This window comes from Actinoplanes sp. NPDC051346, assembly GCF_040682215.1.
In the GTDB taxonomy this organism is placed as follows: Bacteria; Actinomycetota; Actinomycetes; order Mycobacteriales; family Micromonosporaceae; genus Actinoplanes.
Window position 1 is genome coordinate 622,924 of sequence record NZ_JBFBAJ010000003.1, and the last position, 13,195, is coordinate 636,118.

Here is a 13,195-nt window from a genome sequence, read left to right on the forward strand (position 1 = left end):
CCCACCGGCACCCGCCTGCGGCGGCGCGTTGTCCTCGTCGCTCGCGGGCCGGGTGGGTAGAGGAATCTTGCTGTTGCGGCCGCGGTCCCGCTGCGGCGCCAGGCGATGCGGGCGGGGACCGTGATTGGCCGGCGGATGGTTCGCGAGGCCCTGGTGCTCCGGAATGTCCACCCGGACGGGTTCCGGACCACCTTGCCGCTGGATCGTCGGGAGGACCACCGTCGTTTCGTCCAGCGTCGCCTTGTGGATTCCGGACAGGTCCTGTGTCACCCGAACCTCCCCCGCGCCGTCGATCATGCGCACCGATTCGGTGCGCTATGTGACCAACGCGCTAACGGCAGGCAGCGTCACGGGACCGATAGACGGACAAAACGGTCCAAACGATCTATCCATTCCGGCCTCACGCCATCAATTCCCGTGGTATTTGTTCTGCGCCCACTCGACGCCCTCGAATACCACGGCCTCGACCACGTCGGCCGCCCGATCGACGAGAAACTCCAGCTCCTTGCGCTCCACGCCGGAGAAGTCGGAGAGCACGAAGTCGGCCGGATCCTGACGCCCCGGGGGCCGGCCGATGCCGAACCGCACCCGCGCGTACTCCTTGCTGCCCCACGATTTCGACATCGAGCGCAGCCCGTTGTGACCGCCCTCACCACCGCCGCGCTTCACCCGCACCTGGCCGTACGGCACGTCCAGCTCGTCGTGCACGGCGATCACCTGCTCGATCGGCACCTTGAAGAACTGCGCCAGCGCCACTACCGGAGCACCCGAAAGATTCATGTACGTCAGCGGCTTGACGAGAATGAGCTTCGGGCCACCGAAACCGAGCCGCCCCTCCGCCACCTCGGCCACCGCGCGCTTGTGCCGCCCGAACTTGCCATTAACCCGGGACGCCAACAGGTCCGCGACCATGAATCCGACGTTGTGCCGGTTGGCCGCGTACTCCCGGCCGGGATTGCCCAGGCCGACCACCAGCCAGGGTGCGTCCTGCGCCATCAACCCTCCTCACGAAAACAGGGAAAGTGCCGGTCGGCACTTTCCCTGTTCGGCGGTTCGTCGTCTCAGCTGGCGGCTTCCTGGGTCGCCTCGCCCTCGGCGGCCTCCGCGGAGGCGCCCTCACCGGTGTCGCCCTCCATCTGCGCGGCGGACTGCGCCTGCGACACGATGGCGATGACGTGACCCGGGTCCACGGCCAGCTCGGTGCCCTTCGGCAGCGTCACGTCGCCGGCGGTCACCTGCGCACCGGCCTCCAGGCCCTCGATGGAGACCTCGAGCGCGGCCGGCACGTGCAGCGCCTCGGCGGTCACCGAAAGCGTCGTGCTCTCGCTCACCACGAGGGTGTTCTTGGCGGCCTCGCCGACCAGAGTCACCGGGACGTCGACCTGGACCTTCTCGCCACGCTTCACGATGATCAGGTCGACGTGCTCGTAGGTGTCCCGGATCGGGTCACGCTGGATCGCCTTCGGCAGCGCGAGCGTGGTGCCCGAGCCACCGACGATGTCGATGGTGAACACCTGGTTGAGACCGCCGTGCCGGATCGCGGCCGCGAACTCACGCGCCGGCAGAGCGATGTGCTGCGGCTTCTCGCCGTGGCCGTACAGCACTGCGGGCACCAGGCCGGCCCGGCGCGTGCGGCGGGCACCACCCTTGCCGAACTCGGTGCGGGGCTCGGCGCTGATCTTTACCTCGGACACGGGGAAACTCCTGAAACTTTGATCGGGCTGCGTCTAAGTCTGCGGGCTACGGGCGGTGATCGGCGGAGCCGAGCTTGGGTGGTGCTCAGTGCTCGGCAGGGGCGCACTGGGCACAGGCCCGGAGCACCGCGTCGATCACGGTGCCTCAAGCGAACTCTGCAGAACTGCAACAGACCGCGTGGCACCCTCGCCGTGGCAACCGCACCAGCTTACCTGGTTAATCCGCGCCTTAGCGGGCGGGTCCCGAGGGCTCACTCTCCCTGCGAAATTTTCACCCGCCCGATGCAACTTGCAGCGGCGTTTGGAGGGATTAACTCAGGCCGCCGAAAAGCGTGGTCACCGAGCCGTCGTCGAAGACCTCACGGATCGCCCGGGCCAGCAGCGGCGCGATGGACAGCACGGTGATCTTGTCGAGGCGCTTCTCCGGCGGCAGCGGCAGCGTGTTCGTCACGATCAGCTCGGAGATCTTGCTGTTCTTCAGCCGCTCCGTCGCCGGGTCCGACAGCAGCGCGTGCGTCGAGGCCACGATCACATCCGCCGCACCGGCGTCGAAGAGGATGTCCGCGGCCTTGGTGATCGTGCCGCCGGTGTCGATCATGTCGTCGACCACCAGGCAGACCCGGCCCTCGACCTCGCCGACGACCCGGTTGGCGACGACCTGGTTGGGCTTGAGCGGGTCGCGCGTCTTGTGGATGAACGCCAGCGGGCAGCCGCCCAGCCGGTCCGTCCAGCGCTCCGCCACCCGCACCCGGCCCGAGTCCGGCGCGACCACCGTCATCGGCCGGCCCTCGAACTTGCGCTGCACGTGGTCGGCCAGGATGTCCATCGCGAACAGGTGGTCCACCGGGCCGTCGAAGAAGCCCTGGATCTGCGCGGTGTGCAGGTCGACGGTGAGGATGCGGTTGGCGCCCGCGGTCTTCAGCAGGTCGGCGACCAGCCGCGCCGAGATCGGCTCCCGGCCCCGGTGCTTCTTGTCCTGCCGCGAGTAGGGGTAGAACGGCAGCACCACGGTGATCCGCTTGGCCGACCCCCGCTTCAGGGCGTCGATCATGATCAGGGTCTCCATGACCCAGCGGTTCACGCCCTCGGTCACCGACTGCACCACGAAGGCGTCGGAGCCGCGCACGGACTCCTTGAACCGGACGAAGAGCTCGCCGTTGGCGAACTCATACGAGTCCGACGGGGTGGGGGCGACGCCCAGCACCTGGCCGATCTCCTCGGCCAGCTCCGGGAAGCCCTGCCCGGAGAAAAGCATCAGACTCTTACGGTTCTCCGCGACGATGCTGCCCATGGGCTCGTCCGCTCCTACAGGCTCGAGGGGTGAGTTCACGTGAAGTATTACCCGCGGCCGCCGGAAGGCCACGTGCCGGATCCGCGTCGTGGGATGACTCACCCCAGCTTGCGCGACCGGCGGCCCGATGACTAGGGCCGCGCCGGACGCGTTCCCGGCACGGTGAGGCGACCACCTCGCTACTCGCCGGAGTCGGAGGTCGCCTTGTCCGCCGCCTCCGCGGAGACCGTGCCCGGCCTCTTGCGCGCCGTCCAGCCCTCGACGTTGCGCTGCTGCGCGCGCGTCACGCCCAGGTTGCCCGCCGGGACGTCCTTGGCGATCGCGCTGCCCGCCGCCACATAGGCACCCGGCCCGATCTCCACCGGCGCGATCAGCACGGTGTCGCTGCCCACGAACGCCGCCTCGCCGATCGTCGTGTGGTGCTTGGCGACCCCGTCGTAGTTGGCGAAGATCGTGCCCGCGCCGATGTTCGCCTTCGGGCCCACGGTCGCGTCGCCGACGTACGACAGGTGCGGCACCTTGGCGCCCGCGCCGAGCTCGGCGTTCTTGGTCTCCACGAAGCCGCCGACCTTCGCCTTGCGCCCCAGCCGCGTGCCCGGCCGCAGATAGGAATAGGGCCCGACGGACGCCTCGGGGCCGATCTCCGCACCGAGCGAGTGCGATCGCAGCACGGTCGCACCCTCCTCCACGGTCGTGTCGACCAGCGTCGTGTCCGGCCCGATCACCGCACCCGTCGCGACCGTCGTGGAGCCCTGAAGCTGCGAGTTCTGGTCGACCACGGCGTCCGGCTCGAGGGTCACAGTGACATCGATCCAGGTCGTGGCCGGGTCGAGGATCGAGACGCCGGAGCGCATCCAGGCGGTGTTGACCCGCTCGCGCAGCAATGACCGCAGCCGCGCCAGCTCGGCCCGGTCGTTGCAGCCGAGCGTCTCCCGCGCGTCGGCGGCGACGTAGACGCCGACCGGGTGGCCGACGGACGCCAGGATGCCGAAGACGTCGGTGAGGTATTCCTCGCCCTGGTCGTTGTCGGTGGAGAGCTTGCCGAGCGCCTCCCGCAGCAGCAGGGCGTCGAAGACGTAGATGCCGGCGTTGATCTCGCGGATCGCCCGGACCTCGGCGGTCGCGTCCCGCTCTTCCACGATGCGCTCGAGGTTGCCGTCGGCGCCGCGCACGATCCGCCCGAGCCCGGACGGGTCGGCGACCTCGGCGGCGAGCACGGTCGCGCCGGTCTGGGCGCTCTCGTGCGCGGCGATGAGCGCCTCGACGGTCTCCGGCCGCAGCAGCGGCACGTCGGCGTTCAGCACGACGACGGTGCCGGCCGCCTCGGGGATGGCGTCCAGAGCGATGCGCACGGCGTGCCCGGTGCCGTTCTGCTCGGCCTGGAGCACCGGCGTGGCGCCGGGCGCGATCTCGGCGAGGTGGGCGCGCACCTGATCGGCCTTGTGCCCCACGACCACCACGGTCCGCGACGCGCGCGCGGCCTCGGCGGCGTGCAGGACGTGCCCGAGCAGCGTCCGCCCGAGCAGCGGGTGCAGCATCTTGGGCAGGGCGGACTTCATCCGCTTGCCCTCGCCGGCGGCGAGGACGACGACGGTACGACTCGAGGCCTGGCTCACGCGGGACTCCATTGTTCGCAGTGTGTCAGAGAAGCGGCGCCGACTCAGCCGCGGGCTGAAAGCTCCCGGGAGAGGATTCGAACCCCTATAAACGGCACCAAAAGCCGCGGTCCTACCATTAGACGACCCGGGAGGGTAGAGCGGACAAAGCGACCTAGGTCATGTTCGCGGGTTACATACTAGCGTCTCCCCCGCCCGCATCACGTCCTCGATCCACCCGTGGCACAGCCACGATAAGAATCCCCGACCTGACAGCGATCCGTGGACGGATTGTGCGTCTTCCCGCGCAACCCGCCCACGGTGGACGTCACCGCTTGGGATGGGCATTCAGGAAGGCCCAGATCGTGGACGTCGCGTTCAGAGCCGTCGACGGCGGATCCAGCTTCAGAAGGCGCTGTGCGACCGGGGTCGCTTTCGATCCCGGCCACTGGTGGCCCGCGCCGGCCACCGTGATGAGCTCCACCGCTCGCCCCTGCGGGCACGTCGCCAGCGACGTGGTCACCACGCCCGACTTGGTGCTGATCGGCGCCGGGCAGTCGTCCGTCTCACGCCAGGTCTCGATGAGGGAGGGTACGGACGGGCCGTCGATCTTCACCGGGAGCCGGCCGGAGCCGCTGTTGCTGCGTTTGCCGGGGCCCCCGCCGTACGGAATGGTGGGGTCCTTGTCGCCGTGGACATGGATGATCGAGATCGGCGCGGGGTCGTCGCAGCCGTTGAGCATCGTGCCCGCCACCGGGCCGATGCCGGCGAAGACGGTCGTCTCGCAGGCGAGGCGGTAGGCGAGCATCGCGCCGTTGGAGATGCCCGTCGCGTAGACGCGGTTCGGGTCGACCCCGGGCACCGCCGCCACCAGGCGGGTGATGAAGCCGACGTCGTCCACATCGTCGCGGGCCGCGACCCCGCAGCAGTCCGGGCTCACGTTCCAGGTGCGGTTCACCCCGTCGGGGTACGCGACGATGAAGCCACCCTTGTCGGCTTCGGCATCCCAGCCGTACGCCTGCTCGGCCTGACGCCCGGTGCCCACCGCGCCGTGCAGCACGACGACGAGGGGCGCACTGGCCTTGGCGGAGCCGGGCTTGTAGAGCAGGTAGGTGCGTTTGCGACCGTCGACGGTCAGCGAGGCACTGGATCTCCCCAGCGGCAGGGCGGAGGTGGGCGCGGGGCCGGGGGCGCCGGACTCACCGGTCGGCGGCGCGGAGGCGGAACCGGAGGGAGCATGGGAGGCGCCGGCGGAGGTCGGCGCGGGAGACGGGTCACGGCGGTCGCGGGCGGTGCAGCCGGCGAGGAACAGCAGGAGCACGGCCGCGAGGGCGGTCTGGCGCTTCATGGAACCAGCCTTCCTCGGCGATGTTCGGGGATTGTTCGGGTGCGGTCAGCAAGGGGGCCGGGCGAATATCCACGGTGGATACCCGCCCGGCGTGCGATCAACGCTTGTTCATCTCGAGAAGCTCCCACCCGCCCTGGGGGCGCAGGTCGAACTTCTCCGTACGCAGGTTCATCGGGTTGGCCATGCCGACGTAGAGCCCGCCCTTGCCGTTCGGGACCATGTTGCGGATGCCGTAGTTGAGGTAGTTGCCGAGGCCACGGACGTTCACGGCCTGGGCCGGGGAGTTCGAGTCGGGGAACATGTAGAGGTCGCCGCCGAACTTGGTCGGATCGATCAGGGGCGTGTGCCAGTTGTCCGGGTCGGCGAGCGCGCGCTTGGCCTTGGCGTTGACCGGCGGCTGCGGCGCCGCGCCGGCCAACAGGTCCTTGACCAGGTAGCTCCAGTCCATCGTGCCGACGAAGAGCTTGTTGTCGACCACGGTCATACGCCACGTGTAGTTGTTGAACAGGTATCCGAAGCCGGACTTGCCGTAGAGCGGCGTGTAGTTGGTGGGCTTGTCCGACCAGGTGGAGGTTGCCGGGTCCCAGGCGGGCAGGGTCTTCTCGCCGTACAGGAGCTCGATCTTCTGGGTCGGCAGGCCCAGGTCCTTGCCGCGCCAGATGCTGATCGCGCGCTGGGTCTTGACCGACTGGTCCTTGGCCGCCTGATCGGTGGCGGGCGGATAGACGGTGGCGTGCACCATGCTGGACTTCATCGGGACGTGCATGGTGCCCCAGTAGACGTAACCGTCGAACGCCGCGATGCCGCCGCCGCCGTAGGTCGCGGAGACGACGCGGTCCTGCTCGTACTGGCGGGCGTTCCAGACCTGACGCCAGTTGGCCTTGTCCTCGTCGTTGAGGCCGGGCAGGCCGTCGGCGAGCTTGGGGCTGATCCAGAGGCCGGCGAGCATCTGCTGGCTGGTCGGCTGCTCGGCGGGCCAACTCGTGGCGGCGAGGCGGCCGTCGTAGACGGTCAGGTCGGCGGCCTGCACGGGCAGGGCGGCGACGGTGGTGAAGCTGAAGGGGGTGGTGACGTCGCCGGTCCAGCGCCAGACCGCGCCGCCGGCAGAGCCGTTGCGGCCGATGCCGACGCCGAGGTAGAGGGCGTCCTCGGCGACGAGGAACGTACGGATGTTGCCGAAGTCCGGGAAGTTGATCGAGCCGAGGTACTGCTGGGTGGTGGCGTCGAAGGCGAACATGTTGAGCGTGTTCTCGAGCGCCGGCCCGCCGAGCAGCACGACGTTGCCGAGGTGGCCGGCGGCACGCAGGCCCACGGTGTGCGACAGGCGCAGAGCGTCGTCGGGAGACTTCGCGCGGATCTCGGCGCTCTTGTTGACGGACTTTCCGGTGGTGGTGTCGTACGTCCACACCTCGGGCGCGCGCATGTCGCCCATGTAGTCCGGGATGGCCGGGTCGTTCGTGCGGGCCTGGCTCTCGCCGTACTCGCAGGTCCAGTTGTCGTTGGCGGTGGGCTTGACGTAGTCGAGGGTGGCGCCGCTCACCAGGCAGTGCACGTTCGCGCCGGTGCCGAACCAGAGGGTCTTGTCGACCTGGGTGAGGCCCCAGACGTACGCCTGGTTGACCTTGGGCTTGCCGGTCTTGCACCGCGGGCCGGCGGGGTACGCCTTCCCGACGCCGTCGAAGCACTCATCGGCCTTGGCCTTGGCCAGCCGGGTGAAGGTGTAGTCGAACCGTGCGGGGGCGGCCGTCGCGGGCGATACCGCGGCGCCGACGGCCATGAGAGCCACCGCCCCGACGGCAAAGAGTCTTCTCATATTGATCGACCTGAATTCCTTTCCGAGACGCAACGAGCGCCCGCCGCGGGGTGTCCGCAGGGGCGCGTAAGAGGTGGTGAGTGGACGGGCGGCGTCGTGGGATGCGCCGCCCGCCCACGCTTGCGGTGTTACGTGCAGGGCGCGGTGAGCTTGATCAGCTCCCAGCCGCCCTCCGGAACGTCGTCGGTGGGGTCGGTCCGCAGGTTCATCGGATCGGCCATGCCGAGATACAGGTCCGGACCGTCCGGGACCATGTTCCGAATCCCGTAGTTGAGGTAGTTGCCGACGCCCTGGGTGTTCACCGCCTGGGCTTTCTCCGAGGTGGACGGGAACATCCACAGGTCGCCGCCGTAGATCGCGGGGTCGATCGGCGGCGGAGCGACGTCCTTGACCCTGATGCCGGGGTTCTCGGCGACGATGTGCTGGACGATGTAGCTCCAGTCCATCGTTCCGACGTAGAGCCTGCCGCCGGCGACGGCCATCCGCCAGGTGTAGTTGTTGAAGGGATTGTCGAAGCCGGACTTGCCGTAGAGCGGGGTCCAGCCGGTAGGCACCGAGGTCCAGGCCGCGGTCGCCGGGTCGTACGCGGGAAGCGCCGTCGCCCCGTAGAGCAGTTCGATCTTCTGGGTCGGCAAGCCCAGATCCTTGCCGCGCCAGATGCTGATGGCCCGCTGGGTGTTCGCCACCTGAGCCTGCTTGGTCTCGTCGGTGGGCTGCGGGTAGACCTGCTGGTGCACCTTCGTGGACTTCAGCGGCACGTGCATCGTGCCCCAGTAGAGATAGCCGCCGTAGGACGCGACGCCACCCCCGCCATAGGTCGCGGCGACGACCCGGTCGGTCTCGTACTGGCGCACGTGCCAGGCCTGCCTCCAGCCGGCCGCGTCCTCCGCGTTGAGGCCGGGAGCGCCGTCGGCGAGTGCCGGGCTGAGCCAGACGCCGGCGAGCTGGGCCGTCGAGGTGGGCTGGTTGGCCGGCCAACTGGTCGCGGCGACCCGCCCGTCGTGGTAGGCGAGGTCGGCCGCCTGCACCGGCAGGTTCGCCACGATCTCGAAGGCGAACGGGTTGGTCAGGTCGCCGGTCCAGCGCAGCACGCCGCCGCCCGAGCCGCCGTTGGCCCCGATGCCGACGCCGAGGTACATCTCGTTTTCCGCGACCAGGAAGGTGCGGATGTTGCCGTACTGCGGGAGGTTGACCGAGCCGAGGAAGCGCCTGGTCCGGGCGTCGAAGGCGAACAGATTGAGGGAATCGTTGAGCGCCGGGCCGCCGAGCAGCACGACACCGTCGAGGTTGCCGGCGGCACGCAGGCCGATGGTGGTGCGCAGCCGCTCCGCGTCGCCGGTGCTCTTAGCCCTGATCTCCGCGCTCTTGTTCACCTTCCGCTTCGTGTACGCGTTGTAGAGCCACACCTCCGGGGCCCGCTGGTCGCCGATCTCCGCCGGCCAGTCCGGGTCGTTGTGCACGATCTGGCTCTCGGCGTACTCGCAGACGTAGTCCTCGTTGACCACCGGGGTGACGCTGTCCAGCGTGGCGCCGCTGACCAGGCAGTTGACGTTGGCGCCGGTGCCGAACCAGATGTCACCGCCCACCTTGGTGAGGCCCCACACGTACGCCTGGCTGACCTTGGCCTGCCCCTGGGCGCACGGCGGCCCCGGCGGATAGGGGTTGCCGATGCCGTTGAAGCACTCGTCGGGAGCCGCCTTGGCCAGCAGCTTGAACGTGTAGGTGTCACCGTCGGCGGCGGCCGCGCCGGCCGGTGCGGTCAGGAGCAGCAGGGCGGCCGCGGCGCCGGTGCCGAGTCTGCGCAGGGTTGCTCTCACGGGACGGGTCCTCTCAGGACACGGTTCTCATCAGCCGGATAAGCTCCCAGCCGCCTTCGGGGACGGAATCGGCCGGGTCGGTACGCAGGTTCATCGGGTTGGCCATGCCGAGATACAGGTCGTCGCCATCGGCGGCCATGGTCCGAATGCCGTAGTTGAGGTAATTGCCGAACCCGCGGACGTCGACCGGCTGGGCGGCCTCGTCGGCCGACGGGAAGGTCCACAGGTCGGCGCCCCACCCGGCGGGATCGGTCGGAGGCGCGGTGTCGGACAGCAGGTGGACCAGGTAGCTCCAGTCCATCGTCGCTACGTAGAGACGATCGCCCGCGACCGTCATGCGCCAGGTGTAGTTGTTGAAAACGTTGCCGAAGCCGGACTTGCCGTACCGCGCGGTCCAACCGGTCTGCGCGGGCGTCCAGGCGCCGGTGGCGGGCTGATACACGGGCAGCGTCGACTCGCCGTACAGCAGCTCGATCTCTTGCTCGGGCGTGCCGAGGTTGCGCCCACGCCAGATGGTCGCCGCCCGCTGGGTGAACCGGATCTGCGCGTTCCTGGTCTCCTCGGTGGGCTGCGGATACGCCGCCTGATGCGCCTTGGTCGCCTTCAGCGGAACGTGCATGCTGCCCCAATACAGCCAGCCGCCGTACGCCGCGACCCCGCCGACGCCGTACGTGGTGGCGGTGAGCGGATCCTTCTCGTAGGAGCCGGCCTGCCACATCTGGGTCCACTCGCCACCGTCGAGGGGCAGCGCCGGGCTGCGCCACACCCCGGCCAGCTGAGCGTCCGTGGTCGGTCGGGCGGTGGACCAGGTCGTCGCGTAGAGCCGGCCGTCGGCGTACGCGAGGTCGGCCGCCTGCGCCGGCAGGGTCGCCACCCGGTCGAAGAGGAACGGGGCGATCCGGTTGCCGCGCCAGCGCAGCACCGCGCCGCCGAAGCTGCCGTCCGGGCCGATGCCGGCGCCGAGGTAGAGGTCGCCCGCGGCGGCGAGGAACGTGCGGGCGTTGCCGTACTGGGCGAGTGTGCGGGAACCGAGGAACCGCTGGGTGACGGCGTCGAAGGCGAAGATGTTGAGGGTGCTGGACAGCGACGGCCCGGCGAACAGCACGACGCCGTTGGCGGTGCCGGCCGCACGCAGGCCCAGGGTGCTGCGCAGGCGGCGGGCGTCGGCGTCCGCGGCCAGCACCTCAGCGCTCCGATTTGTCAGGACGCCGGCGTCATACAGCCAGATCTGCGGAACCCGCACGTCGCCCAGCGCGTCCGGCACGGTCGGGTGCTCCTTGGCCACCTGGCTCTCGGCGAACTCGCAGACATAGTCGTCGTTGACCACGGGGTTCGTGTCGGCGAGGCCCGAACCACTGGTCAGGCAGTGCGTGTTGGCGCCGGTGCCGAACCAGACCTGCCGGCCGACGCGGGTCATGCCCCACACGTACGACTGGTTGACCTTCGCCTGGCCCTGGGCGCACGGCGGCCCGGGCGGATAGGGCTGCCCGATGCCGGCGAAGCACTCGTCCGGCGCGGCCTTACCCAACAGCTGGTAGGCGTACGTGTCGGCCACGGCCGGCGCCGGCGCGACCGCGGCCCCCGCGCCGAGGACCAACGCCGCCGCCAACCCGGCCAGGGCATTCATGCGGGCACCGCCACAGGTTCAGGCGCACGCACCCGGCCGGCGACGGAGGCGGCCCAGCCGGCCGGGTCGGCGAACCCGAGGAACGAGCCCAGCGCGGTGAGCTGCCCCACCGGGTCCGCGACCAGATCCTCGTAGGCCATCGTGTGCAGGTGCGCCGGCGGCCGGTCGGCGAGTGCCTGCTCGGCCTGGCTGCTCATGAACGCGCACAGGCCGATGAACCGCTTCGGGTCCTTGCCCCGCTCCCGCAGGAACTCGGCGGTGAGGCGGTCCGGCAGGTACGCCCGGACCTCGTCGGGCATGTCGTCGTCCGGGTCGGCGGTGAGCGGGTCCACGCCGTACCGGCCGACCGCCTCGACCCGGAGCTGGACGAGTTGGAACGACGAATGCCGGCTCATCGACTTCGCGGTGGCCGCCCAGTCGCGGGTCAGATACACGATCTTGGCGCTGGGGAAATTCTCGAGCAGTGAGGTCGTGACCTGGCTGCTGCCGCCGGAACGCTCGACCCAGCGCTTCTTGCCGGTCAACTCGGTGAGCAGATCGAGAAACGCCTGGTGGTGGGCGCCCACGGACTGGGTTTCGAACGCCTGCACCCGCGGGGCGAGCCGGTCGAAGAGCGCGTCCGGGTCGTCGGTCAGCTTCGCCAGGGTGATGGCCAGGATGCGGGGCAGGTTGACGAGGTCGTCGTTGAAGCGGCCGGACTGCGGGTAGCGGACCTCCTTGGGCGGCACGCCGATCCGGAACAGGACCGACAGCTCCTCCTTGGGACCGCTGAGCACCCGCCAGTACTCGGGACCGGTGATGATCTCGGTGCTCCGGTTCCACGGCGCCACCGACATGAAGAACTCCTGGACCGAACAGGTCTCCCGCTCCTCGACGATCAGGTCGGAGAGCAGGGTCGAACCACAGCGGCCGTTGCTGATGATGATGGCGCGGTCCATGGAATCTCCTAATGCACGCAGGTGGCGAGCCAGGGCAGCACCTCGGCGCGGACCTGGTCGGGAGCCTTGATGAGCAGGGTGTGCTTCTGACCGGCGACGACGACGTGCTTCGACTGCGGCACCAGGCGCTGGGTCTGGCCGGCGAGCTCCTTGACCGCGGAGTCGCCGCCGTACAGACAGAGGACCGGGCAGGTGATCGCCGTGAAGGCCGACGGGTCGGGCAGGGTGCTGGCGGGCAGTTCCTCGCCGATGTCCGTGTCGGCGAGCAGGGCGGAGGCGGCGCGCAGCCGCCGGGCGAGCAGGGGGCGGCTGCTGGCCACCGCCTCCGCGTCGGCGAGGGTCTCGGCGGCCCGGGCCAGCCGGCGGGCCATCCGGGCGAACCAGGCGGAGGTCGGCGGGGCGGACTCGATCGCGACGATGCCGGCCACCGCGTCCGGGTGGCGGGCCGCATAGGCGAAGGCCACCGTGCCCCCGAACGAGTTGCCGAACAGGTGGACCGGACCGTCGACGGCCCAGTGCGCGATCAGCGCCTCCAGGTCGTCGACGAAGTCGTCCAACCGGTAGCCGGTCGCCGGCCGGGAGCTGTGACCGTGGCCGCGCAGGTCGTAGAGCAGGACCCGCATCCCCGCCTCGGCGAGCGGGTGGACGAGCGTGAGAAACCAGCTCGCCATGCTGTCCGACGTCATGCCGTGCAGAAGCACCACCGTGCCCCGGCGGGTGCCGATGGGCGCCACTTCCTCCACATGGAGATCGACCCCGTTGGCGCTGACCATGCTCATGACCCGGCCGGCGCCTTCCTCAGCGAGTCCACGATGTAATCGACGAGCTCGCCGACCTTCAACTGACCCACCGACTGCACGTCGAGGCCGGAGACGAAGAGCGCGAAGTTGACCGAGGTGCCGTAGCGCGCCTGCAACCGGCCCGCGAGCGACACCACGTCGATGCTCTCCATGCCTAGGTCGTCGCTGAAAGTGGTGTCCATGGCGATGTCGGCATCGTCGCCGAAGTCACCGAGGACCGAACGCAGCATCGAGGAGACGTCGGCGAGGACGGCGGTCTGATCCGTGGGCAT

At 69.7% G+C, this 13,195-nt stretch carries 11 protein-coding genes and 1 tRNA gene; all 12 read right to left on the bottom strand.

Going from position 1 to position 13,195, the window contains the following annotated elements; genetic code table 11:
• Positions 1-408: 408 nt before the first annotated feature.
• Entirely contained in the window at positions 409-996 is a 588-nt protein-coding gene (gene pth / locus AB0M36_RS11140; protein ID WP_364155328.1) for an aminoacyl-tRNA hydrolase, read from the bottom strand.
• 65 nt (positions 997-1,061) lie between these two features.
• Positions 1,062-1,694, bottom strand: a complete 633-nt coding sequence (locus AB0M36_RS11145; protein WP_364155329.1) for a 50S ribosomal protein L25/general stress protein Ctc — start codon at positions 1,692-1,694, stop codon at positions 1,062-1,064.
• 310 nt (positions 1,695-2,004) lie between these two features.
• A complete protein-coding gene (locus AB0M36_RS11150) occupies positions 2,005-2,985 on the bottom strand; it encodes a ribose-phosphate diphosphokinase (protein WP_364155331.1) in 981 nt (326 codons plus the stop codon).
• A 179-nt stretch (positions 2,986-3,164) separates the two neighbouring features.
• On the bottom strand, positions 3,165-4,613 hold the full coding sequence (gene glmU, locus AB0M36_RS11155; protein ID WP_364155333.1) for a bifunctional UDP-N-acetylglucosamine diphosphorylase/glucosamine-1-phosphate N-acetyltransferase GlmU: 1,449 nt from the start codon (positions 4,611-4,613) through the stop codon (positions 3,165-3,167).
• 50 nt (positions 4,614-4,663) lie between these two features.
• Positions 4,664-4,734, bottom strand: a tRNA-Gln gene (locus AB0M36_RS11160).
• A 174-nt stretch (positions 4,735-4,908) separates the two neighbouring features.
• On the bottom strand, positions 4,909-5,928 hold the full coding sequence (locus AB0M36_RS11165) for a PHB depolymerase family esterase (protein WP_364155335.1): 1,020 nt from the start codon (positions 5,926-5,928) through the stop codon (positions 4,909-4,911).
• Between the two features lie 97 nt (positions 5,929-6,025).
• Positions 6,026-7,741 carry a hypothetical protein gene (locus AB0M36_RS11170; RefSeq protein ID WP_364155337.1) on the bottom strand — a complete coding sequence of 572 codons (1,716 nt, stop codon included), beginning with the start codon at positions 7,739-7,741 and terminating at the stop codon, positions 6,026-6,028.
• Positions 7,742-7,869: 128 nt separating this feature from the next.
• Entirely contained in the window at positions 7,870-9,558 is a 1,689-nt protein-coding gene (locus tag AB0M36_RS11175; RefSeq protein ID WP_364155339.1) for a hypothetical protein, read from the bottom strand.
• Positions 9,559-9,571: 13 nt separating this feature from the next.
• Positions 9,572-11,185, bottom strand: a complete 1,614-nt coding sequence (locus tag AB0M36_RS11180) for a hypothetical protein (RefSeq protein WP_364155341.1) — start codon at positions 11,183-11,185, stop codon at positions 9,572-9,574.
• Positions 11,182-12,123, bottom strand: coding sequence for a sulfotransferase domain-containing protein (locus AB0M36_RS11185; RefSeq protein WP_364155342.1), 942 nt, complete (start codon positions 12,121-12,123; stop codon positions 11,182-11,184). The genes AB0M36_RS11180 and AB0M36_RS11185 overlap by 4 nt, the downstream gene beginning before the upstream one ends.
• A gap of 8 nt (positions 12,124-12,131) precedes the next feature.
• The gene (locus tag AB0M36_RS11190; RefSeq protein ID WP_364155344.1) at positions 12,132-12,902 is read right to left on the bottom strand and encodes an alpha/beta hydrolase; all 771 of its coding nucleotides are present in this window, start codon (positions 12,900-12,902) and stop codon (positions 12,132-12,134) included.
• Positions 12,899-13,195: an acyl carrier protein gene (locus AB0M36_RS11195; protein WP_364155346.1), complete on the bottom strand. Its 297-nt coding sequence runs from the start codon at positions 13,193-13,195 to the stop codon at positions 12,899-12,901. Before AB0M36_RS11195 ends, AB0M36_RS11190 begins: the two co-directional genes overlap by 4 nt.